Origin of the sequence: Enterococcus devriesei (assembly GCF_001885905.1) — a bacterium.
GTDB lineage: Bacteria > Bacillota > Bacilli > Lactobacillales > Enterococcaceae > Enterococcus_A > Enterococcus_A devriesei.
The window spans coordinates 1-24,293 of the sequence record NZ_JXKM01000007.1 but is presented as its reverse complement, the minus strand read 5'-3'; the positions used below and the strand labels follow the sequence as shown (position 1 = coordinate 24,293).

Genomic DNA, 24,293 nt, shown 5'->3' with positions numbered 1-24,293 from the left:
AACTCGTTCAGCTAGACATCAAAGAAAAGGCCGTTTTAGCGGTCTTTTTTTAACAAGAAAATAATGAGGTGACGATACATGGCAAAACTTTGGGGCGGCCGTTTTGACGGTAAAAATGAAGCTTGGATCGACGCGTTTGGCGCATCGATTCCCTTTGATCAGCAATTAGCGAAACAAGACATCACCGGCAGCTTGGCCCATGTCAAAATGTTAGGTGCAACGGGAATCATTACGATAGCAGAAGCGGATAAAATTTCTGCTGGTTTGACGGTTTTAGCGGAGAAAGCCGCAAACGATGAATTAGTTTTCACGATTGAAAATGAAGATATCCATCTAAATTTGGAAAAAATGCTCCACGATGAGATCGGTCCAGTCGCCGGCAAGCTTCACACAGCTCGTAGCCGGAACGATCAGGTCGCGACGGATATGCATTTATATTTAAAGGAACATTTGCTTGAGATCATTGAAAAAGTACAGCATTTCCGAGGGGTCCTAGTAAACAAAGCCGAAGAACATGTCGAAACGATCATGCCCGGCTACACGCATCTGCAGCATGCCCAACCGATTTCTTTTGGGCATCATTTGATGGCTTACTATGGCATGCTGACACGAGATCAAGCCCGGTTGGAAGAAAGTATCAAACGAGTAGATATTTCTCCTCTCGGCTGTGCAGCTTTGGCTGGGACGACTTTTCCCATCGATCGGGAAATGACTGCAGCGGATTTAGGCTTCAACGATCTTTATATGAATAGTTTGGATGGGGTTAGCGATCGTGATTTCATTTTAGAATTTTTGAGTAACAGCTCGATCTTGATGATGCACCTTTCTCGCTTTTGTGAGGAAATCATTTTATGGTGCAGCCACGAATTTAAATTTGTCGAATTGACCGATACTTTTTCCACCGGCAGCTCGATTATGCCGCAAAAGAAAAACCCTGATATGGCAGAGTTGATTCGGGGCAAATCCGGCCGAGTTTTCGGCGATTTAGTTGGTTTGTTGACGGTGATCAAAGGCTTACCCTTGGCGTATAACAAAGATTTACAAGAAGACAAAGAAGGTATGTTTGATACCGTCCATACAGTAGCGACTAGCTTAGATATCATGGCCGGTATGATTGACACCATGAAGGTCAATACACAGGTCATGCATGACGCGACGGAAAAAGATTTTTCCAACGCGACGGAACTAGCCGACTATTTGGCGACCAAAGGCATTCCCTTCCGTCAAGCCCACGAAATCGTTGGAAAATTGGTCTTAGATTGCACTCAAAAGGGGATTTATCTGCAAGATGTCCCATTAGCCGATTACCAAGCAATCAATTCCGTGATCGAAGAAGACATTTACGATACCTTATCCTCTAAAACTGCGGTCACTCGTCGCCATTCACTAGGCGGCACCGGCTTTGATCAAGTCAAAAAACAAATCGAGCTGGCAAAAGCAGCCTTATAAGACAAAAAAACGACTGCCAAAGTAAGCAGTCGTTTTTTTGTCTAATTAATTACGCGTCAATTTCAGGCGCTTTGCCTAAATGAGCTTGGATCATCCAAATGCGTTTTTCGGTCGCAGTTTTGAATTCAATGAAAATATCTTGTGTTGGATCATCGCCTTCTTCACCGGTCACATCAATCCCTTTTTGATAAAGGTCTGCTAAATAGCGATAGCCTTTAACAAGCGTAGCTAGACGTTCTTCCATTGTCCGATCCCAACGTCCTACTTCATCAGGGATCTTTGTTTGGTCAGCCATTTCACGCAAAGTTGAGTAAGGTGATCCGTCTAATGTGATCAAGCGTTCAGAGATTTCATCCAATTGATCATTCACATCATCCATGAAATCATCCATCATTGGGTGTAATGTCAAGAAACCAGGGCCACGCATATACCAGTGTGTTTGGTGGATAACCATGGACATTTGACTTAAGTCTGCGACTAGTTGGTTCAATACTTCTTTTGTCTTTTCAAATTTCATTCCTTCATACCTCCTAAAATTTTTAGCTCCAATAAAAGTATAATACACTTTCGGTAAAAGTACAAAGAAAATGCTGACATTTCGATGTTTTGTCGTATCTTATTGCAAAGGAGGTGAAACGCTATTTTACAGTTTGTTATCGGCACGATCATCGGCTCTTTTTTAGCCGTTGTCACGACTCGGATTCCTTGAGGAGAATCGCTCCTATATCCGCCATCCCATTGTGACCATTGCCAACAAAAGTTGCGACCACTGGAAATGATTCCTTTGTTTTCCAGCCTTCGCCAAGGCTTTCGGTGTAGCCATTGTCATAAAAAATTCTCCGCCCGCAGCTTTTGGCTGGAGCTTTTTTGCGGAGTGCTTTTTGTCTTCTTTCTAGCAGAAATCAATGGGGTTCAGCTGTGGCAGCTTTTTTGGCTGCTGAGTACGCTCGTTTTAGCGGTGATCGACTGGGATCACTTCATTGTTGAGGAAAAAATCTTTTTCTTTACTAGTTTAATTTTATTAGGCGGTGGTGTTTGGCTATTTTCTGTTCATTGGAAGCAACCACTGATGGTTTGTGCCCTCTATTATTTCAGCCAAAAAATACTCCCAAACAGTCTTGGCTTGGGAGATCTTTGGCTCATTGCTTTATGGAGCTTATTTTTATCCGGCCATGAGCTCTTACAGCTGTTGCTGATTGCCTCGGCTACAGGGCTGGTTTTTTACGGCTATCAAGTCTTGCGGCAAAAAACACCGGAGCGTTTGCCTTTTGTACCCTTTCTTTTTATCGGATTGTTGTGCATCCTCTTAAACCATCGCTAAGCCTGCCAATGCTGGCGAATAAACCCTTTACGCCCAGAACCCTCGCTATAAGCGTTATAGTGGGCCGGATTTTTCCGATAAAAATCTTGATGATAGTCTTCTGCTGGATAAAACGGTTGAGCCGGTTCAATTGTCGTTACGATCGGCTCTTTAAAACGTCCACTTGCTTGCAGTCGCTCCTTCGAGGCCTCCGCCGTCAGTTTCTGTTCATCAGAGGAATAAAAAATCACCGGACGATAAGAGTCTCCACGATCGGCAAACTGACCAAAGGCATCAGTAGGGTCGGTTTGCTGCCAATAAATTTCGACTAATTGCTGATACGAAATAATGTCCGGATCAAAGGTGATCTCGACTGCCTCCGTGTGTCCCGTCGTTCCGCTGCCAACTTGTTCATAGGTGGGATTTTCTACATCTCCTCCTGTATAGCCGGAAACAACTTTCTTTATGCCAGGCATTTGATCGAAGGGCTTCACCATACACCAAAAACAGCCGCCAGCAAAAATTGCTTTTTCTTCTGCCATAAATACTTCCCCCTTTTTGTCCCATCATAAGCCTTTTTCAAAAAAATGAAATGAATCTGCTCAAAAAGAGCGCGTACTAGACGTATCCAGTTTCAAGTAATAAGCTATTTATCCGTAAAAAAAAGAACCTGTGACAAGTCTTTTGTCAGAGGTTCTTCCTTCAGTTCTCGTTTAATAATTCTCCGTATCGATTGGATAAATGATTTTGCCGTAGCCGGTATAATCATAATGCGTTCCCGCACTGATCTTATCCACTTCGCTGTCATCAAAGAATAATTGATTGTCATCGTCGTCATCTAGATTTGGTAATTTTTTCTTAGTAGGCAGATTTAATTGCTGCTTCAAAGTATTTTGCTCTTCCAACAAGCTATTCAGTCCTAAGATTTGGAAGTAAATATCTTGGATCATTTCGCCTTGACCCTCGACTTGTGTTTGCTTGATATCATCTGCAGCAGGTGTGTACTCCTTAACGACCGTTAGCATTTCGCTCCAGCTTAGATCGGTCTTCACATAATCTTCCACCGCGTGTAAATATTTTTTATACTGGGTTACCGAATTGACTGAGAGTATTTTTTTAATGATCTTAGATAAAATTTCTCGTTGCCGTGCTTGCCGGCCAACATCGCCTTTCGGATCTTCATGACGCATCCGCACATACTCTAAGGCGTGTCTGCCATCCAAAGTTTGTTTGCCTTTTTTTACATGAACGCCGTCTAGTGTAAAATCAATCTTATTATCGACTTCGATCCCGCCGACCGCATCGACTAAGGTCCTCAAGCCTTTCATGTTGATCTCGACATAGTGATCAACTGGTACATCCAGCATTTTTTGAACCGACTCAATTGCCATTTTGGTCCCGCCTAGTGAATAAGCCGCGTTCAACTTATCGTAATAGGTATCGCCTTTTGCGACATAGACATTCTCATCGCCCTTGTAACCCACCATCTGAGTATAAATATCCCGATCCAGGCTCGTCATCATCGTTTGCTTCTTTTTAGGATTAATCGTTACTAGCATCATCGAATCTGAGCGGCCTTGATACGTCCGTCCTTTATCACCAGTATCCGTTCCCATCAACAGAACCGAGAAAGGCTCTCCACTTTTTAAATCAACGGTATCTGAACGTTTACTCGAATAATCGATTTTTTTCGTCATTTTACTGATTGCTTGATCTACGTCATTATTTACTTTTAGTAGATAGACCGTAGCCGCACCGACTAGTATCACGATGATCCCTACGATAATTAGAATGATTTTCTTTGCTCTGCTCATGTAGCACCTCAAAATTTTTATCTAGCCAAATAATTTTACGTTATTTTCTCATAATTTATCATTAGACAATAGTCTATCTCTGCTAGTCTAAACGAAATTTAATATATAGTTAAAGTAGCCGCTGTCATTTCGTCAGACACCCTCTTATAATACCGCTAAAAAGAAAGGACCACAAGATTCAATAGAATCTTGTGGTCCTTTGTTGATCAATATTCAGCTTCACCAATTCGTGATGCTTTTAAAGCTTAGTTCAATGGATTGTTCAAAGCGTCTTCAGCAGCCATTTGTGCTTCAATATCAGAGATACTGTAGACATTTTCGCTAGCCACAACGACTTCTTTTGGTTCCATGTTACGGTAAGTCGCCATACCAGTTCCGGCAGGAATAATCTTACCGATGATAACATTTTCCTTCAATCCAAGTAGTGGATCTTTCTTACCGCGGATTGCAGCATCGGTCAAGACACGAGTCGTTTCTTGGAATGATGCGGCAGATAAGAAGCTGTTTGTTTCCAATGATGCTTTCGTAATACCAAGCAAGACTGGACGAGATGTCGCAGGTGTACCACCAGAAACAATCGTTTTGTAGTTTTGGTCTTTAAAGTCAGCGATATCTAACAATGTACCTGGCAAGATATCCGTGTCGCCTGGGTCCATAACGCGGACTTTACGCAACATTTGACGAACCATTACTTCAATATGCTTGTCGCCGATTTCTACCCCTTGCATCCGGTAAACACGTTGAACTTCACGTAGCAAGTAAGTTTCAACAGAGATTACATCCCGCACTTGTAATAAGTGTTTAGGATCGATTGAACCTTCTGTTAAACGTTCCCCACGGTGGATTGTGTCGCCTTCAACAACTTTCATACGAGCGGTATAAGGAACCGTGTATGTCCGCGTATCTGTTTCACCTTTGACGGTCACTTCTTTCGAACGAGTGGCAGCATCTTCAGCGATTTCAACGACTTCACCGGTAACTTCAGTAATAACAGCCAAACCTTTAGGATTACGTGCTTCGAAGATTTCTTGGACACGAGGAAGACCTTGTGTGATATCGTCTCCGGCAACCCCACCGGTATGGAATGTACGCATGGTCAACTGAGTACCTGGTTCACCGATTGATTGAGCGGCGATAGTACCAACTGCTTCACCGACTTCAACATCGTCACCAGTTGCCAAGTTACGACCATAACAATGTTTACATACACCATGTTTAGTATTACATGTGAAGACTGAACGAATGGTTAATGTTTCAACACCAGCATCGATAATCCGTTTCGCATCAGCTTCACTGATTAATGCATCCCCAGGTAAGATCACTTCGCCTGTTTCAGGATTTAAAACAGATTTTTGAGTATAACGTCCAACCAGGCGTTCTTCTAAGGATTCGATGATCTCATTACCTTCACGGATCGCAGAGATTTGTAGACCGCGGTCAGTGCCACAATCTTCTTCACGTACAATCACATCTTGGGCAACGTCAACCAAACGACGAGTTAAGTAACCTGAATCGGCTGTCTTCAAGGCGGTATCGGTCATCCCTTTACGAGCCCCGTGAGTCGAGATAAACATTTCCAAGACAGATAGACCTTCACGGAAGTTTGAGATGATCGGCAATTCCATGATTTGTCCATTCGGAGCGGCCATTAATCCACGCATCCCAGCAAGCTGAGTAAAGTTGGAGATGTTACCACGGGCTCCTGAATCAGACATCATGAAGATTGGGTTCTTCGCATCCATTGATTCAATCAGACGTTGTTGAATATTATCTTTGGCTGCATTCCAGACAGCGATAACACGTTCATAACGTTCATCATCAGTAATCAAACCACGACGGAATTGTTTCGTGATCGTGCCAACTTGTTTGTGGGCATTGTCGATGATTTCTTGTTTTTCAGCCAAGGCCATGATATCGGCGATACCAACGGTCATACCAGCATGAGTGGAGTGTTTGTAACCTAAGTCCTTCATCCGGTCAAGCATCATTGACGTATCAGTGACTTTGAAACGTTTAAAGACTTCAGCGATGATGTTTCCAAGATTTTTCTTCTTGAATGGCAAGATAATTTCTTGTTTTTTGATCGCTGCAGGAATATCGACACCTTTTTCAACAAAATATTTGTCAGGTGTGTATTGTGTTAAGTTGAAATCAGTTGGTTCGTTTAAGTAAGGGAACTCTTGCGGCATGATCTCGTTGAAAATAATTTTCCCAACAGTTGTGATCAACATGCGTTCTTTTTGTTCTTCAGTGAATGGTTTGTCGCCTAATGTATTAGGGTCAACAGCTACACGTGAATGTAAGTGAACATAGCCATTACGCCATGCCAACACTGCTTCATTCATATCACGGAAGATCATTCCTTCACCTTCGCGGCCTTCTTCTTCCATTGTTAGGTAGTAGTTACCTAAGACCATATCTTGAGATGGTGTAACAACTGGTTTACCATCTTTCGGGTTCAAGATGTGCGTTGCAGCTAGCATCAACATGCGAGCTTCTGCTTGCGCTTCTTCACCTAGAGGTAAATGAACAGCCATTTGGTCTCCATCGAAATCGGCGTTGTAGGCTTCACAGACTAATGGGTGAAGACGGATCGCACGACCTTCAACTAAGATCGGTTCAAATGCTTGGATACCTAGTCTATGCAACGTAGGTGCCCGGTTAAGTAAAACAGGGTGTTCTTTAATAACTTCTTCTAGAATGTCCCAAACAACGTCTTCTTGACGTTCGATTTTACGTTTCGCATTTTTGATGTTTGATGCGATTTCACGTTGAACGAGCTCTTTCATTACGAAAGGCTTGAACAATTCGATCGCCATTTCTTTCGGCAGACCACATTGATACATCTTCAAGAAAGGTCCAACAACGATAACGGAACGAGCAGAGTAATCGACACGTTTACCTAGCAAGTTTTGACGGAAACGACCTTGTTTCCCTTTCAACATGTGAGATAAAGATTTCAATGGGCGGTTACCTGGTCCAGTGACTGGACGGCCACGACGACCATTATCGATCAATGCGTCTACCGCTTCTTGCAGCATCCGTTTTTCATTTTGTACGATGATATTTGGCGCGTTCAAGTCTAACAAACGTTTCAAACGATTGTTACGGTTGATCACACGACGGTATAAATCATTCAAGTCAGAAGTCGCGAAACGACCTCCTTCTAATTGAACCATCGGACGTAGATCTGGCGGGATGACAGGAATAACATCCATAACCATCCAGCTTGGAAGGTTACCAGAAGAACGGAAAGCTTCTAAAACATCCAGACGACGAATCGCACGTATCCGTTTTTGTCCTTGAGCGGTTTTCAATTCTTCTTTTAATTCAACTGTTTCGCCTTCTAGATCTACTTTATCTAGTAATTGTTTGATGGCTTCAGCACCCATTGCCGCATGGAATTCTTGACCATATTGATCCCGTTTTTCACGGTATTCACGTTCAGTCAATAATTGTTTTTTCTCTAGGCTTGTATTACCTGGATCGATTACGACATATGATGCAAAGTAGATGATTTCTTCTAATGCACGAGGACTCATGTCTAAGACAAGACCCATCCGTGAAGGAATACCTTTGAAATACCAAATATGTGTAACAGGCGCTGCTAATTCAATGTGTCCCATCCGTTCGCGACGAACTTTTGAACGGGTAACTTCAACACCACAGCGGTCACAAACGATACCTTTATAACGAATTCGTTTGTATTTCCCACAGGCACATTCCCAGTCTTTGGTTGGTCCAAAAATTCTTTCATCGAATAGCCCTTCACGTTCAGGTTTCAATGTACGATAGTTAATGGTTTCCGGTTTTTTTACTTCACCGTATGACCAGCTTCTGATTTTTTCAGGAGAAGCCAAACCTATTTGCATACTTTCGAATTTATTTACATCGATCAAAAGGGTTTCCCTCCATTTCATTTTATCGCCAGTCAGCTAGAGGATAGCTGATTGACCTATGCATAAACGGTGTGAAAAAAGTAGCTTCTTCGAAAATAAGCTGAAATATCTTGAAGCTGAACACTTTTTTCACAACCTCTTCAGACAAGCGCGACTTCTTATAAGTCTTCCGCAGTTTCGATTTCTTGGATCAAATCTGATTTTTGTTCCGCTCTTTCAGCAGCCGCTTTTTCTTCGACTTCTTTCGCAGATTGTTGTTGTTCTGCGTATTTAGTCAAAGCATCAACTGTGATCAAGTCGTCATCATCATCATCCATGTCTCGTAACTCGATTTCTTTGTCATTAATATCTAGGACTTGCATATCTAAACCAAGGGCTTGTAATTCTTTCACTAATACGCGGAAAGATTCAGGCACACCTGGTTTTGGAATAGGTTCACCTTTGACGATGGCTTCGTAAGTTTTAACCCGACCAACCACATCATCTGATTTGTAAGTCAAGATTTCTTGTAACGTGTAAGCAGCACCATAAGCTTCCAGTGCCCATACTTCCATTTCCCCAAAACGTTGTCCACCAAATTGCGCTTTACCACCTAATGGTTGTTGCGTAACAAGTGAGTAAGGTCCAATTGAACGAGCATGTAATTTATCATCGACCATGTGAGCCAATTTAATCATGTACATAACCCCAACAGAGATCCGGTTATCAAATGGTTCACCGGTACGACCGTCGTAAAGAACGGTCTTAGCATCTGCCGCCATCCGTGCTTCACGGACAGTTTCCCAAACATCGCTATCTTGCGCACCATCAAAGACTGGTGTTGCAACGTGGATACCTAGTTGGCGAGCGGCCATTCCTAAGTGTAATTCCAATACTTGTCCAATGTTCATCCGAGATGGTACACCTAATGGATTCAACATGACATCAACCGGGGTGCCGTCTGGTAGATATGGCATATCTTCTTCTGGCATGATGCGAGAAACGACCCCTTTATTTCCGTGACGGCCGGCCATTTTATCCCCTTCATGAATCTTACGTTTTTGCACGATGTAGACGCGTACTAACATGTTCACACCTGGTGATAATTCATCGCCTGCTTCACGAGTAAAGATCTTCACATCATGAACGATTCCGCCGCCGCCGTGAGGCACACGTAGAGACGTATCACGAACTTCACGCGCTTTTTCGCCAAAGATCGCATGTAATAGACGTTCTTCTGCGGATAATTCGGTTACCCCTTTAGGAGTGACTTTACCAACTAATAGATCGCCATCATGAACTTCAGCACCAATGCGGATGATCCCCATTTCGTCTAAGTTCTTCAACGCGTCTTCCCCAACATTAGGGATTTCACGAGTAATTTCTTCAGGTCCTAATTTTGTATCACGTGCTTCTGATTCATATTCTTCAATATGGATTGAGGTGTAGACATCATCTTTCACCAAACGACGGCTCATGATGATGGCATCTTCATAGTTGTACCCTTCCCAAGTCATGAAGGCTACGACAACGTTTTGACCTAAAGCCAATTCGCCGTTTTCCATTGAAGGTCCGTCAGCTAAGATATCGCCGACTTCAACTTGTTCGCCTAGACCAACTAATGGACGTTGGTTGTAGCTCGTCCCTGAGTTTGAACGACGGAATTTAGTAATATCGTATTTATCTAAGGCGCCATTATCGCGACGAACACGAACTTCGTGTGCATCAACGAATTCGACTACCCCATCATTTTTACATAACAATGCAGCCCCTGAGTCATGTGCTGCTTTATATTCCATACCAGTACCAACCCATGGAGAACGTGGTTGGATCAATGGTACAGCTTGCCGCTGCATGTTGGCCCCCATCAAGGCACGGTTAGAGTCATCGTTTTCTAAGAATGGGATACAAGCTGTTGCGACTGCGACTACTTGTTTTGGTGAAACATCCATGTAATCAATCTTATCAATCGTTACTTCCAAGTTTTCAGAAGTTGCACGAGCCATCACGACTTCTTCAGCAAAGCTGCCGTCTTCGTTTAACTTACTGTTTGCTTGGGCAACCACGTAATGGTCTTCGATGTCAGCAGTTAGGTAATCGATCTTGTCAGTTACTTTACCAGTTGAACGATCCACACGACGATACGGTGTTTCGATGAAACCAAATTTATTTACTTTCGCGTAAGATGCCAAGCTGTTGATCAACCCAATGTTTGGACCTTCGGGCGTTTCAATCGGACACATACGGCCATAGTGGGAATAGTGAACGTCTCGAACTTCATAGCCGGCACGGTCACGAGTCAAACCACCAGGTCCTAAGGCAGATAGACGACGTTTATGGGTCAACTCACCTAGTGGGTTGGTTTGGTCCATGAACTGCGACAACTGAGAAGAACCAAAGAATTCTTTGATGCTGGCAACCACTGGACGAATATTGATTAATTGTTGCGGTGTCAACGTTTCTTGATCTTGAATTGACATCCGTTCACGAACAACCCGTTCCATCCGAGCTAAACCGATCCGGAATTGGTTTTGTAATAATTCACCAACAGAACGAATCCGACGATTTCCTAAGTGGTCGATATCATCAACATTGCCGATACCTTCCATTAAGTTCAAGAAATAGCTCATTGAAGCGATGATATCGCCAGGGCGAACCGTGCGAACAGAAGCATCTGGATAGGCATTACCAATCACCGTTACTTCACGTTCTGGATCTTTTGGTGAAAAGACTTTAATCACTTGAACCGTCATTGGATCTGTTACAACAGCATCTTCTGATGGGTAGTAAGTGACTGAGTTCAAACCATTTTCCAAGTGTGGTCCTAAATCTTCCATTACTTGGTGGGTCAAAACAGTGCCTTTTTCCACGATGATTTCGCCTGTTTCAGCGTCAACTAAGGTTTCAGCTAAAGTCAGGTTCAATAAACGGGTTTTAAGGTCTAATTTTTTATTTACTTTGTAACGACCAACGTTAGCTAAGTCGTAACGTTTTGGATCGAAGAAACGTGCAGTTAACAAGCTACGAGAGCTGTCTGCCGTTTTTGGTTCACCGGGACGTAAACGTTCGTAAACGTCTTTCAAACCTTCTTCGGTACGAGAATCACTTGGGTTTTTGTGTAAATCTTTTTCGATTGTGTTGCGTAATGATTCGCTTTCGCCAAAGATTTCGAAGATGGTGTCATCTGAACCGAAACCTAGTGCACGAACTAACGTAGTCAAAGGAATCTTACGTGTTCGGTCGATCCGAACATAAGAAATGTCCTTCGCGTCTGTTTCCATTTCTAACCATGCGCCACGGTTAGGAATGACGGTTGAACCAAAACCTTCTTTTCCGTTTTTGTCCACTTTTCCGTGGAAATAAACGCCCGGAGAACGAACTAATTGAGAAACGATAACCCGTTCTGCTCCGTTGATAATAAAGGTTCCTTGTTCGGTCATTAATGGGAAATCACCAAAGAATACTTCTTGGGATTTGATTTCACCTGTTTCGCGGTTTACTAAACGTAATACAACATGTAATGGTGCAGAATAGTTTGCATCGTGTGAACGAGCCTCCGCAACCGTGTATTTAGGTTCTTTTAATTCATAGTCAACAAATTCAAGTGACAAGTTTCCATTAAAGTCTTCAATTGGCAAAATGTCTTCAAACATTTCTCGCAAGCCCTCATCTAGGAACCATTGATAAGAATCTGTTTGAATTTCGATCAAATTCGGTAATTCCAACACTTCACTGATTCGTGCGAAGCTTCTACGTTCTCGGTGTTTTCCGTACTTTACTACGTGTCCAGCCAAGTTCTTCACCCCTCTTAAAAGTTTGAAAACCGATCCGAAGATAAATTACATTTATGTTACAAAGATTAAAATTGTGTAACACCTGACATTTTTTGCGGCTTTTAGGCAAAAAAAAACCAAAAATAGAACGTTCTCTTGAAAATTTATTCGCGAGCTTCTACTTTTGTTCCCTATTAAAAGCCGGAACGGACAATATTTCGTTCCTGCCTGTCATCATTTCAGATAGTTTTAGCAAATTAATATGATACATGAGAAAAACATAAAAGTCAATAGTCTCAAGGTTTAACTCTAGCTGTCGCAACCTTTTCTTAAAACTTTCAGTAAATTTGATTCACGTTCATTCTTCATACATTTTTGAATATTCAGAATATTCTTCGCTTTGTTATTGACATCTCATTTTTCTTACCGTATACTAATTTACATCTTAACAAGTTGGAGGTTGTTCTTATGTTAGCCAAACAAAACTCACAACTGAATAACCGCTATTACTTTAGCTATTTTAGATAGGTTTGTATTCATCATGATGGATACAAACGACCTGAGTGTTTTTTGTATCTATGATGGCTAGAGCATTTCAACGTACCAACGGCCGCATAGAGAAAATCTAAGTGGCTTGAATGAAGCAGCATAAATATTTTTGCATTCACATCACCCACTTAGAGTTTCGACACTTCTAAGCGGGTGATTTTTTAGTTAAAAAAAGCTTCCCACAAACAATTGATTACAAAGAGTAGATCAAAAGGAGAGAAAGAAAATGAAAAAAACAGTATTAGCAGGAATCGGATTAGTTAGTTTATTGATGCTAGGGGCATGCGGCAGCAAAGAGGCAGCCAGTGATGACAATATGAAACACGTAGGGGTTTTACAATTAGTCCAACATGCCTCCTTAGACAACGCCTATGACGGCTTTAAAGAAGGTTTGGCTGAAGGCGGCTATAAGGAAGGCGATAATTTAGAAATCGATTATCAAAATGCCCAAAACAATCAAGACAACTTAAAAAGTATGAGTGAGAAATTAATCAAAGAAGAACCGGATCTATTGTTAGGGATTGCGACTCCCGCAGCCCAGTCCTTACTAAATGGCACGACGGAAATCCCGATTGCCGTAACTGCAGTCACAGACTTGAAAGAGGCAAAGTTAGTCAAAAGTGATAAAAAACCTGGCGGAAACGTAACAGGAACAACGGATATGGTGCCAATCGACAAACAAATTGACTTGTTGCTATCGATCGTACCAGATGCAAAATCAATTGGGATCATGTACAACGCCGGCGAAACCAATTCGAAAATCCAAGCGGACTTAGCCGAAAAAGCCTTGAAGAAAGCCGGTGTTGACGTCAAAGTCAAGACTGCCAACACCACCAATGACGTCCAACAAGTTACCGAGTCTTTAGCCAATGAAACGGATGGCATCTATGTACCGACAGACAATACCTTCGCCAGCGCGGCGGCTGTTATCGGTGATGTGGTGAAGGAAAAGAAAATTCCATTAGTTGCTGGTTCAACGGAACAAATCGACGATGGCGGGCTAGCTACGGTCGGGATTGACTACAAAGCTTTAGGAAAACAAACCGGTAAAATGGCCGCTAAGATCCTAGACGGTGACGCAAAACCAGCCGACACACCGGTTGAATCTGCTGATACCTTGAAATTAGTAGTCAACAAGGATATGGCTAAAGCTTTAGGCATCGATCCAGACAGTATCAAAGAACCAAAATAACCAAGTTTTCCAAAGAAAGAAGGAAGAATCATGAATGTCATTTCTCTATTATTATCCGCAACGTCACAAGGCCTGCTTTGGTCCCTTTTAGCGATTGGAGTCTACATGACGTTTCGCATTTTAGATATCGCGGATCTGACCGCCGAAGGAAGTTTTCCATTAGGCGGCGGGATCGCAGCAATCGGCATCGTCAACGGACTGCACCCAATCGTAGCGACCCTCTTAGCCTTTGGCGGTGGGATGCTGGCTGGGCTCGTTACCGGCATTTTGAACACGAAGTTCAAGATCCCGGCTCTGTTAGCCGGAATCATTACGATGACCGGGTTGTACTCAGTCACATCAAGAGTCATGGGGGCACCTAACATCGCATTATTAGGTGAAAGTACCGTTTTTACTGCCGCCCAAAATATGGGGCTATCAAAAAATAATGCGGTCATTCTAATCGGTTTGTTGATCGTCTTATTGGTCATCTTACTGTTAGTTTTATTTTTCCGGACAGAGATCGGCCTGGCAGTTCGTGCGACAGGGGATAATCCAGACATGAGTGAAGCAAATGGGATTCGAACTGAAAATATGAAGCTTTTAGGTTATATGATCTCAAACGGCAGCATCGCTTTATCCGGTGCGCTCCTGGCGCAAAATAACGGCTTCGCTGATTTAAACTCGGGTGTCGGTACGATCGTTATCGGACTAGCATCAATCATTATCGCGGAAGTCTTACTGCGGAATAAACCGATCATGATCCGTTTATTGACGATTGCCGCAGGCGCGATTATTTACCGTTTCATTTTGGCCCTCGTCTTCGAATTAAATGTCGAACCGACGGATTCTAAATTGGCTTCAGCGATTGTTTTGGTCATCTGCTTATCCTTACCGCAGATTCGAGCAAAATTCACACTAAAGAAGCCGCAAACGGGAAAGAAAGGAGAGAAAAATAATGCAAGCAGTCTTAAAAATTAATAATTTACATCAATACTTTGAGCGTGGCACTATCAATGAAAACCACGCACTAAAAGGCATTAATCTCGACCTGAATCCTGGTGAATTTGTCACGATCATCGGCGGGAATGGTGCCGGTAAATCAACTTTGCTAAATAGCATTGCTGGCACCTTGCCGATTGAGGAAGGTCAGATGTTTCTAAATGAAGAAAACATTACTAAGCACTCGGTCACGCGCCGCTCCAAAAAAATCAGCCGCGTCTTTCAAGATCCGAAGATGGGGACCGCGGTCCGCTTATCAGTGGAAGAAAATTTAGCCTTAGCAATGAAACGCGGACATAAACGCGGATTCTCCTTAGGAGTAAAAAATAAAGATCGCAGCTTTTTCAAAGAACAGTTGGCCATGCTGAACTTGAATTTGGAAAATCGATTAGATGCAGAGATTGGGTTGCTTTCCGGCGGTCAACGCCAAGCAATCACCTTATTAATGGCGACTTTGCAACGGCCTGATCTGATTTTACTTGATGAGCACACGGCGGCACTAGATCCGAAAACCTCCTTGACCGTCATGGAGCTAACCGAACGCTTGATTCGCGAACAAGCCTTGACCGCCTTCATGGTGACTCACAACATGGAAGACGCGATCCGTTACGGCAACCGTCTGATCATGCTGCATCAAGGTGAAATCGCGTTAGACCTGAAGCAATCTGAAAAACAAAACTTGACGGTACCAAAATTAATGGAACTATTCCATCAAAACTCCGGCGTCGAGCTTAAAGATGATGCCTTGCTGCTTAGTTAGCACTAATCGTTAAGACGATTCTTCTTTCTTGGCAGGCTGCTTTTACGCAGCCTGTTTTTTTGTTACACTGAGCAAGAAAAGACTATTCAATTAAGAAAGACTTTCGCGAACCCGCTCAGCTTATTGCCGATAAAGCGAGTTTTCGAAGCCGGACATGGATATACCTGCTGTAAAGCGATTTATTCATGTGAAAAATTTACACATTCTTTATAAAGAATGTAAGGAGGTATCTCTTTGACCACCAAAGAAAAGGTGTTAGCCCACTTAAAACAAGCAGATCGGATTTTATCCGGCGAAGCTTTAGCCCAAGAGATCGGTGTTTCCCGCACAGCAATTTGGAAAGCTATCAAAGAATTAGAAAAAAAAGGTTATCAGATTCAGCATTTAGCCAATGGCTACCGTTACCAGCCCTCTGATATTTTGGATGCCAAAGAAATCCAAACTCAAATCCAGCAGCCTATCGAAGTAACCGTAGTAGAGACCTCTGCCTCTACCATGAAAGATGCACAGCTAGCTGTGGTAGAAGGAAAAAAATCACCCTTACTGATAGTGGCAGATATGCAAGAAGCGCCACACGGACGTTTCAACCGGCCTTTTTTTGCCGCCAAGCAGCAAGGAATCTATATGAGTCTCTTGTTAGAACCGAACGAACAGTTGCAAGAACTACCGCAATATACCGTCTTAATGGCAGTGGCGGTCGCCGATGCGATCGATGAGCTGTTAGCGGTCGATAGTCAAATCAAATGGGTCAATGATATTTATTTGAACCAGAAAAAGGTTGCCGGCATTTTGTCTGAAGCGATGACCGATGTTGAAACCAATTCGTTAAAATATATCATCATCGGTATGGGCATCAACTTTTCCATTCCTCAAGCAAATTATCCTGAGGACTTACAAGCCAAAGCGACTTCGTTATTTCCCGACGGTAAAGCTTCTGCTACTAGAAACCAATTAATTATCAACATCTGGAATCGATTCTTTGCGCTGCTGAACGACCAGCAAACGGCCCTTGAAAGCTACCGGAAAAAATCCTTTGTACTAGGGAAAAAAATCACCTTCAAACGGAAGGATCAGAACTATATCGGAACGGCTGTAGCCATCACCGATACGGGGGAATTAGTCGTTGATCTTGGTACTGAACAAATGACCCTTTCTTCTGGCGAGATCAGTTTAAGCTCGATTCAATAACTAGGACTTTTCAACACAAAAAAAAGCGTCTTGCCAACATTAGGCAAAACGCTTTTTTACTGTTAACGCATCGTAACGAATTCTTCACTGCCGGTCGGATGGATTGCGACGGTATCGTCGAAATCTTTTTTCGTTGCCCCCATTTTGATCGCAACCGCAAAACCTTGCAGCATTTCATCAACACCCACACCAATTGCGTGAAGTCCGATGATTTTTTCTTCTTCGCCTAAGCAGACGAGTTTCATCTCACATTTTTGACGATAATCACTTAAAGCAAAATACATCGGCGTGAAACGTGAACGGTAAACCTTGATCTGCTCCTTGCCGTGACGTTCGATCGCCTCTTCTTCTGAAATCCCAATTGTCGCGATCGTTGGATGGGTAAAGATCACGGTCGGCACATTTTCATAGTCTAAAAATTCTTCTGATTTGCCATTGAAGACGCGCTCAGACAAACGACGACCCGCTGCGATCGCCACCGGCGTCAAATCAATCTTGCCGATTACATCACCAACTGAATACACACCGTCACTAGTCGTGTTTTGGAATTTATCAACGATCACGAAGCCTTTTTCATTCAAGGTAACGGACGTATTTTCCAAACCAAGCTTATCAGTATTAGGCAACCGGCCACCGGCAAATAATACTTTGTCGCCAGACAACGTATTGCCATTTTCAAAATAAACGGTGTAGGTGCCGTCAGCATTTTGCTTGATCTCTTTGGCTACGTGATGGTCGTAGAGTTTCATGTGATTGTCACGATAAATTTCTACTAAATTTTCGGCAATCATTTTATCAAAGGTCCGCAAAGGATGATCGTAGCGAAACGCCCAATGAACTTGCGTGCCCATGCCTTGTAAGACGCCGCTTAATTCCGCCGCAATGTAGCCTGCACCTAAAACAACTACTTCTTTCGGTTGCTCCGTTAATTCAAAGAAGCCATTCGAATCAATCGCCAACTCACCGCCAGGGATCTTCATTTGACTTGGGCGACCACCCGTAGCGATCAGGATATGAGGCGCCGTATACTCTTCGCCATTCACCGTTACTACATGATCAGATTTAAAGGTCGCATAGCCTTCGATCCGTTCAACGTGATTGCTGTCTAATCCGCGATAATACGCGCCGTGTAAAAAGTCGATATATTTCTCACGACGGGCCACTAATTCGTTAAAATCAAATTTTTCAACCTCTGCTTGCACACCGTAACTAGGCGCATCCCGTTCGATCGTCTCTAACATCGTACTTGCTTGCCACATGACTTTTTTTGGCACACAGCCGACATTGACACACGTCCCGCCAATTTTATTCGCTTCAATCAATAATACTTTTGCCCCATGCATACCGGCCCGATTCGCTGACGCAATTCCGCCGCTACCGCCGCCGACAACAATGTAATCATATTCTTTCATTCATCTGCCCCCTCGTTTTTCCTGATAAAATCATTCTAATCTATTTCTTGCGAAAAAGACGTTTTTTTGCCTAGATCGTTAGAAAATAGGCTGTGACAGAAGTGTTCCGCTTCAAGAACCAAGTAGGGACTGTTCCCCATCAGCTCTGCTTATATCTCACAACAATAAGTCGGAATTTCCGAAAAAGCTACGCCTGTAACGTCGTTTATTCGAAAGAAGGAGGTGCGACAAGACTTTTGTCACACCCCCACCTGTTTAATCTTTTTTCTTCCGGATCATATCTCCCGGTTTGACTGGCTGAGCCACTGGCATCGTCAAGACCATCATTGGGTTCGGTGCCCGATCGATAGATTCTCCTTCATCATTTTTCATTTCTGTAATAGTTTGTTCAAAATGATGGAAGTTCGGACCATAAAATTCGATCTCATCGCCGATGCTAAAATGATTCCGTTGGCGAACGGTCGCGATTCCGCTAGCTTCATCATAGCTCAAGACTTCACCGATGAATTTATAAACCGGAATCTTACGACGGGGACCGAATAATTGTTCATTTTCCGTCGGTACATTGTAGTAAAAACCGGACGCTAATTCACGTTGGGCGACTTTCCATAATTCATCGATCCATTCTTGTTTGCAGACATAATTTTCAGGATCAGCAATATAGCTGTCCACCGCCGCTTTATAAACATTCGAAACGGTTGAAACATAATGGATCGATTTCATCCGGCCTTCGATCTTCAAACTATCCACGCCGTTTTCGATCAAATCAGGAATGTGTTCGATCATCGACATATCCACGGCACTCATGGAAAATTCTTCCGTCACATCACCATTCTCCGTCAATGAACGATGTTCGTTGGCAAAAGGCATATCGAATAATTCATATTTCCAACGACAAGATTGCGAACAACCACCACGATTGGCATCCCGCATCGACATGTGATTCGATAGCGTACAACGACCGGAATAAGAAATACACATTGCGCCATGAATAAAGGCTTCAATTTGAATATCCGTATTGCGACGAATTTCCGCTAATTCCTCCATCGAAACTTCCCGGGCCAAAACAACCCGTTCCAAGCCTTCATTTTGCCAAAACTTCAAGGTCTCCGCGTTGGTCGCCGAAGCTTGGGTCGATAAATGAATCTCTAAGCCCGGCGCTTCACTGGCACAGATTTCGATCAAAGCAGGATCGGAAATGATCACCGCTGAGATACCGATGTCACGTAATTTCTTGAAAAATTCGCCGGCCCCAGCTTCGTTTCCTTCATGAGTCACCATGTTGGCCGCGACATATACTTTGGCGCCATACTGTTTCGCAAAAGCCACGCCCTCTTCCATTTCTTCAAAAGAAAAGTTGCCTGCCCGTGACCGTAGACCATAGGCATCTCCACCAATATAAACGGCATCCGCTCCATAATGGATCGCGGTTTTTAATTTCTCCAATGTCCCAGCTGGTGCTAACACTTCGGGACGTTTTAATTTTCTCTCTGTCATGCTGCTGCTCCTTGTTCCAATTTGATCCTATTTGATCGCGGTTGGATCTAAGTGATAAAACCCAGTATCCATGCCTCGTTCAACCGGATGGTATTTTTGAATTTCTTGCTGCGCACTGACTAGCGCTGCTTCGTTCCAAGTATTTGCCTCGACTGCGGCTTTCGCCGCCGCAAAAATCTTTGCGATCGCTACGAAATTTTCACCAGGTGTAAACAAACCATCTAATTTCCACGTTTGATACCCCGTTTGATTTAATTCCGCTACTTCATTAATCAGATTTAAATCATTGTCGGCAAAAATATGCGTGCCATGTTGATCTTCATAAATCGAATAATGCGTTTCCGCCTTCTTCGGCTCAGAGATAAATAAGCCCCGCTCTTTTGCTGCGCTTTCCTCTTGCTTCGTATAATTGAAATAATTATCTAGCAAAGGACGCTTTGATTGATGAATACACGTTGCCCCATAAACAAGAATTTCTACCGGAACATCCACGTGGCCTTTTAGTTTTTTCATTTCTTCAAAAGGGACTTCTCGCGCTAAGACCGCTCCAACAGCACCCTTTTTCTGCCAAAAATTGATTTGACGAGCATTCGTCACCAATGTTTCAGCATCATAAATATAAGGCAAATCATATTCTTGCAACAAATAAATCACGCCCGTATCGCCAACGACTACGTGATCTGGCTGCGCTTGTGCCAAAAAGGCTAAGTATTCAGGAATTTTTTTCATTTTTCCTGGATGCATAATGCCATTCAAAGCAATATTGACTTTCTTTCCTTGACTATGCGCCAAATGAATCAAGTCGATTTGCTCCTGACGAGAAAAAGAATGGGGCAGTCGCAGTCCGAACTCCTCTTCTCCTATGTATAAAGTATCCACGCCGGCTGCCAATAAGGCTTCTGCTTGCGTCATTGATTCCGCCGTCGCAATTAATTCGATCATGGTACGTCCTCCTAATTCAAAAAGTCCCACGGATACCGGCTGTCTTCAGTCCATTCAACGAAGCTATTAGTCTGAAGCCTGTCATTCGCCATAAAATAGCGCAGTATCTTTTTTAGACTTTCCCATACTATCACAGCTTTCCAAAGTTTCCAACTAAGCGTTAGCTGCTGTCACTTAATTTTTCTACTCAACTTCTAACACAACTAGTTCAAATTTAGGAATGCATTTTTCGAAACCCACAAAAAATGCATTTATCTCTCACCACGCATACGATTCCACTAGTCACGCTAAAGCGTGAAGTGGAACTCGCAAAAAAAAGAGGAGGGGAAAATTCCCATCCTCTGATTGACTAAAGTGATTAAACTTTTTCTGGTATCTTTTCTTCTTTATGATTTTTGACCGTCAACGTGATCTTGCCTTTGCTGGCTCCAATCGTCACGGCATCACCTAATTGAATTTGACCAGACAATAAGGCTTCAGCTAAGCGGTCTTCGATTTCCTTTTGCAACGCTCGACGAATTGGACGTGCGCCATATTCAGGATCGAATCCAACTTTACCGATCACATCATAAGCAGCTGGTGTGATTTTTACTTTGATTTCATGTTCCTTCATTCGATCTAGGACAGAACGACTCATAATTTTTACGATCTCATGAATCTGTTCTTGGTCCAATGAATGGAAGACAACCGATTCATCGATTCGGTTAAGAAATTCTGGACGGAACGCTTTTTTCAATTCTTCCATGATCCGTTTTTCCATCGCTACGTGGTCTTTGGTAATATCCTTGACCGTGAAGCCGACATTTTTTTCTTCCCGAATCTCAGTCGCACCGATATTTGAGGTCATAATCAAAATCGTATTGCGGAAATCCACTTTCCGCCCTTTAGAATCTGTCAAATGACCGTCATCTAAAACTTGCAATAAAATATTAAAGACATCGGGATGCGCCTTTTCTACTTCATCCAACAGAATAACGGAGTAAGGCTTTTGACGAATTTTTTCTGTCAACTGTCCGCCTTCTTCATAGCCAACATAGCCCGGAGGTGAACCAATCAAACGACTCGTACTGTATTTTTCCATGTACTCAGACATATCCACCCGAATCAACGCTTCTTCACTGCCAAACATTGCTTCAGCTAAAGCCTTCGCTAATTCTGTTTTACCGACACCAGTGGGACCTAAGAACATAAATGACCCAATCGGGCGATTCGGATCTTTCAACCCACTGCGCGCCCGACGAATCGCCCGAGAAATTGCTTGAACCGCTTCTTCTTGACCAACAACTCGTTTATGCAAGACATTTTCCAAGTCTAACAAACGTTGACTCTCTTTTTTCTCTAATTGTTGTAATGGCACCCCAGTCCACTGTGAAACTACTGCAGCTACATCTTCATCCGTGACTTGATCAAGATAACCATTTTCTTGTTTCGCTGCTTTAATTTTGGCCTGTTCAAGAATCTCTGCCTGTTGTTTTTCCTGTAACCGTAAACGAGCGGCAGCTTCAAAATCTTGATTTTGAATGGCCTTCTCTTTTTCAGAAACCAACTCAGCGACTTCTTCTTCCAGTTCAGAAAGTTCAGATACTTCATCGGTGGAATCCAACCGAACCTTTGCGGAAGACTCATCCATCAAGTCAATTGCTTTATCCGGCAACTGACGAGAATTAATATAACGAACCGATAAGGATACCGCTGCATGTAACGCTTCATCGGTAATCTCAACACCGTGATGATCTTCATAACGTGGACGTAAGCCCTTCAAAATTTCTTCCGCTTCTTCCGGTGTGGGTTCTTCTACTTGTACCCGCGCGAAACGGCGTTCTAAAGCGGAATCTTTTTCAATATACTTTTGGTATTCATCTAAGGTCGTAGCTCCAATCGTTTGCAACTCACCACGAGCTAAGGCCGGTTTCAAAATGTTGGAAGCATCGATTGCACCTTCAGCACCACCCGCTCCGATCAAGGTATGCAATTCATCAATGAACAAAATAATTTGTCCGTCATGGTAAATTTCATCAATTACCTTTTTCAAACGATCTTCAAATTCACCGCGATATTTCGTTCCGGCCACTAACGCACCCATATCCAGCATCATCAAACGTTTTCCGCGCATATCCTCTGGCACATCACCAGAAATAATCCGCTGTGCTAAGCCTTCGACGATCGCCGTTTTACCAACACCAGGTTCACCTACTAAAACGGGATTATTTTTGGTACGACGACTTAAGATTTGAACGACCCGCCGAACTTCACTGTCTCGGCCAACCACTGGGTCAAGCCGTTTTTCACGCGCTAATTTAGTTAAATCACGCGCTAAACCATCTAAGGTTGGCGTTCCTTGAGAATTACTTGGTGCAGGTTTAGCCGCCGCTTTACGGCGATTTCCTGCACCTTGATTGCCGTTTCCTGCTTCATTGACGCCCATTTTTTTCAATAATAATTGACGCATCTTAGGTAAGCTCAAACCAAGATTCACTAAAATGTGCGACGCTAAGATTTCATCATCTCGCAGTAGTCCCAGTAAGATGTGTTCGGTTCCCACTAATTTCGCATTAAAACGCTTCGCTTCATCATCTGCAAAAATCAATATTTGTTTGGCTCTAGGAGAATATGGCAAGTAGCCACCCTCAGGATAAGACTTGACTGATCCATATCCGGTCATGTGCTCAATTTCTTCACGAACATCATTTTCACTCGAACTCATTTGCCGCAATGTTTTACCAGCGATCCCTTGCTGCTCAATCACTAAAGCTAGCAGTAAATGTTCTGAGCCAACCGAGCGATGTTTAAAATACTTGGCCTCTTGCTGAGCAATGGCCAAAACTGCTTTTGCGCGTTCTGTATACAGCTGATCCATATCCCTCACTCCTTCTTCTCATAACTTAAACGTTCCAAGAATCCATGAAGAATTCTTGCACGCAGCCTATTTTCAATCTGACTAATTCCAAGACTATTTTTAGAAACCGCACTTAACATTAAATTACCTTCATTTTCGGTAATGATTGCCTCTTCAAACAATTTTTGAATAATCCCAAAAGCATTGGCCTCAGAAATCTCATTACCAAATGAATCCATCAACTGTTCCAAAAAGTAATGTTGATCGGAAATCTTCACTTTACTGATTCGAATATAGCCGCCACCGCCGCGTTTACTCTCCACCAAATAACCCCGTTGAAAAGTAAAACGTGTATTGATGACATAATTTATCTGGGAAGGGACACAATTAAATAATTGCGCCATTTCAGCTCGACGAATTTCGATTATTTCACTATTTTCTAAAATATTTTTCAAGTAAGATTCGATCAAATCAGAGGTATTTCTACTCATAATATCGCCTCCTATTGACTATTCCTGACCATAATTATATCGAATTTAGCGTCTGAAATAAAGGAGAATGACTTTCTTTAATTTTGGGTAAAAAAAAGAAGGTTTTCACCTTCAATTTAATCGGGAAGACAGGATTCGAACCTGCGACACCTTGGTCCCAAACCAAGTACTCTACCAAGCTGAGCTACTTCCCGGAAAACAAAAAAAACGATGCACCCGAGAGGACTCGAA

The 24,293-nt window shown here is 42.9% G+C and carries 16 protein-coding genes, 1 tRNA gene and 1 pseudogene; 7 read left to right on the top strand and 11 right to left on the bottom strand.

Annotated elements, in window-relative coordinates; translation table 11 throughout:
• The first annotated feature begins 78 nt into the window (after nt 1–78).
• Entirely contained in the window at nt 79–1,449 is a 1,371-nt protein-coding gene (gene argH / locus RV00_RS10600) for an argininosuccinate lyase (protein WP_071862587.1), read from the top strand.
• Between the two features lie 49 nt (nt 1,450–1,498).
• On the opposite strand, the gene RV00_RS10595 is transcribed toward argH, so the two are convergent.
• Nucleotides 1,499–1,966, bottom strand: coding sequence for a Dps family protein (locus RV00_RS10595; RefSeq protein WP_071862586.1), 468 nt, complete (start codon nt 1,964–1,966; stop codon nt 1,499–1,501).
• A gap of 243 nt (nt 1,967–2,209) precedes the next feature.
• Here RV00_RS10595 and RV00_RS16885 point away from each other — a divergent pair.
• Nucleotides 2,210–2,287 (top strand): annotated as a pseudogene (locus RV00_RS16885) (hypothetical protein); the annotation flags it as partial.
• Nucleotides 2,288–2,323: 36 nt separating this feature from the next.
• A complete protein-coding gene (locus RV00_RS10585; protein WP_169818952.1) occupies nt 2,324–2,770 on the top strand; it encodes a prepilin peptidase in 447 nt (148 codons plus the stop codon).
• Here the strand turns inward: RV00_RS10585 and msrA are convergent.
• The 4 genes from msrA to rpoB all read right to left on the bottom strand — a co-directional run bounded on the left by msrA (nt 2,767) and on the right by rpoB (nt 12,235).
• Nucleotides 2,767–3,291 carry a peptide-methionine (S)-S-oxide reductase MsrA gene (gene msrA / locus RV00_RS10580; RefSeq protein ID WP_071862584.1) on the bottom strand — a complete coding sequence of 175 codons (525 nt, stop codon included), beginning with the start codon at nt 3,289–3,291 and terminating at the stop codon, nt 2,767–2,769. The genes RV00_RS10585 and msrA overlap by 4 nt on opposite strands.
• Before the next feature lie 171 nt (nt 3,292–3,462).
• A complete protein-coding gene (locus RV00_RS10575) occupies nt 3,463–4,563 on the bottom strand; it encodes an LCP family glycopolymer transferase (protein ID WP_071862583.1) in 1,101 nt (366 codons plus the stop codon).
• 245 nt (nt 4,564–4,808) lie between these two features.
• Nucleotides 4,809–8,462, bottom strand: a complete 3,654-nt coding sequence (gene rpoC, locus RV00_RS10570) for a DNA-directed RNA polymerase subunit beta' (protein ID WP_071862582.1) — start codon at nt 8,460–8,462, stop codon at nt 4,809–4,811.
• Between the two features lie 158 nt (nt 8,463–8,620).
• Nucleotides 8,621–12,235 (bottom strand): DNA-directed RNA polymerase subunit beta, encoded by a 3,615-nt coding sequence (rpoB, locus tag RV00_RS10565; protein ID WP_071862581.1) that lies wholly within the window; start codon nt 12,233–12,235, stop codon nt 8,621–8,623.
• A 754-nt stretch (nt 12,236–12,989) separates the two neighbouring features.
• On the opposite strand from rpoB, the gene RV00_RS10560 reads away from it, so the two are divergent.
• The 4 genes from RV00_RS10560 to RV00_RS10545 all read left to right on the top strand — a co-directional run bounded on the left by RV00_RS10560 (nt 12,990) and on the right by RV00_RS10545 (nt 16,884).
• Complete coding sequence (locus tag RV00_RS10560; protein WP_071862580.1) at nt 12,990–13,955, top strand: ABC transporter substrate-binding protein; 966 nt, start codon at nt 12,990–12,992, stop codon at nt 13,953–13,955.
• A gap of 30 nt (nt 13,956–13,985) precedes the next feature.
• A complete protein-coding gene (locus tag RV00_RS10555; RefSeq protein ID WP_071862579.1) occupies nt 13,986–14,915 on the top strand; it encodes an ABC transporter permease in 930 nt (309 codons plus the stop codon).
• The gene (locus RV00_RS10550) at nt 14,893–15,696 is read left to right on the top strand and encodes an ABC transporter ATP-binding protein (protein WP_071862578.1); all 804 of its coding nucleotides are present in this window, start codon (nt 14,893–14,895) and stop codon (nt 15,694–15,696) included. The genes RV00_RS10555 and RV00_RS10550 overlap by 23 nt, the downstream gene beginning before the upstream one ends.
• A 234-nt stretch (nt 15,697–15,930) precedes the next feature.
• Nucleotides 15,931–16,884, top strand: coding sequence for a biotin--[acetyl-CoA-carboxylase] ligase (locus tag RV00_RS10545; RefSeq protein ID WP_071862577.1), 954 nt, complete (start codon nt 15,931–15,933; stop codon nt 16,882–16,884).
• A 62-nt stretch (nt 16,885–16,946) separates the two neighbouring features.
• Here the strand turns inward: RV00_RS10545 and gor are convergent, their stop codons facing one another.
• The 6 genes from gor to RV00_RS10515 all read right to left on the bottom strand — a co-directional run bounded on the left by gor (nt 16,947) and on the right by RV00_RS10515 (nt 24,256).
• A complete protein-coding gene (gene gor, locus RV00_RS10540; RefSeq protein ID WP_071862576.1) occupies nt 16,947–18,296 on the bottom strand; it encodes a glutathione-disulfide reductase in 1,350 nt (449 codons plus the stop codon).
• A gap of 255 nt (nt 18,297–18,551) precedes the next feature.
• Nucleotides 18,552–19,793, bottom strand: coding sequence for a peptidase U32 family protein (locus RV00_RS10535; protein WP_071862575.1), 1,242 nt, complete (start codon nt 19,791–19,793; stop codon nt 18,552–18,554).
• A gap of 27 nt (nt 19,794–19,820) precedes the next feature.
• Nucleotides 19,821–20,735, bottom strand: a complete 915-nt coding sequence (locus RV00_RS10530; RefSeq protein ID WP_071862574.1) for a peptidase U32 family protein — start codon at nt 20,733–20,735, stop codon at nt 19,821–19,823.
• 358 nt (nt 20,736–21,093) lie between these two features.
• Nucleotides 21,094–23,592, bottom strand: a complete 2,499-nt coding sequence (locus RV00_RS10525) for an ATP-dependent Clp protease ATP-binding subunit (protein ID WP_071862573.1) — start codon at nt 23,590–23,592, stop codon at nt 21,094–21,096.
• A gap of 5 nt (nt 23,593–23,597) precedes the next feature.
• The gene (locus RV00_RS10520; RefSeq protein ID WP_276327104.1) at nt 23,598–24,065 is read right to left on the bottom strand and encodes a CtsR family transcriptional regulator; all 468 of its coding nucleotides are present in this window, start codon (nt 24,063–24,065) and stop codon (nt 23,598–23,600) included.
• Nucleotides 24,066–24,182: 117 nt separating this feature from the next.
• Nucleotides 24,183–24,256, bottom strand: a tRNA-Pro gene (locus tag RV00_RS10515).
• Nucleotides 24,257–24,293: the final 37 nt, after the last annotated feature.

Bases quoted from the DNA above. Each gene is read 5' to 3' on its own strand.
- argH (WP_071862587.1), top strand. From the start codon at position 79: ATGGCAAAACTTTGGGGCGGCCGTTTTGACGGTAAAAATGAAGCTTGG.
- RV00_RS10595 (WP_071862586.1), bottom strand. From the start codon at position 1,966: ATGAAATTTGAAAAGACAAAAGAAGTATTGAACCAACTAGTCGCAGAC.
- msrA (WP_071862584.1), bottom strand. From the start codon at position 3,291: ATGGCAGAAGAAAAAGCAATTTTTGCTGGCGGCTGTTTTTGGTGTATG.
- RV00_RS10575 (WP_071862583.1), bottom strand. From the start codon at position 4,563: ATGAGCAGAGCAAAGAAAATCATTCTAATTATCGTAGGGATCATCGTG.
- RV00_RS10560 (WP_071862580.1), top strand. From the start codon at position 12,990: ATGAAAAAAACAGTATTAGCAGGAATCGGATTAGTTAGTTTATTGATG.
- RV00_RS10555 (WP_071862579.1), top strand. From the start codon at position 13,986: ATGAATGTCATTTCTCTATTATTATCCGCAACGTCACAAGGCCTGCTT.
- RV00_RS10550 (WP_071862578.1), top strand. From the start codon at position 14,893: ATGCAAGCAGTCTTAAAAATTAATAATTTACATCAATACTTTGAGCGT.
- gor (WP_071862576.1), bottom strand. From the start codon at position 18,296: ATGAAAGAATATGATTACATTGTTGTCGGCGGCGGTAGCGGCGGAATT.
- RV00_RS10535 (WP_071862575.1), bottom strand. From the start codon at position 19,793: ATGACAGAGAGAAAATTAAAACGTCCCGAAGTGTTAGCACCAGCTGGG.
- RV00_RS10530 (WP_071862574.1), bottom strand. From the start codon at position 20,735: ATGATCGAATTAATTGCGACGGCGGAATCAATGACGCAAGCAGAAGCC.
- RV00_RS10525 (WP_071862573.1), bottom strand. From the start codon at position 23,592: ATGGATCAGCTGTATACAGAACGCGCAAAAGCAGTTTTGGCCATTGCT.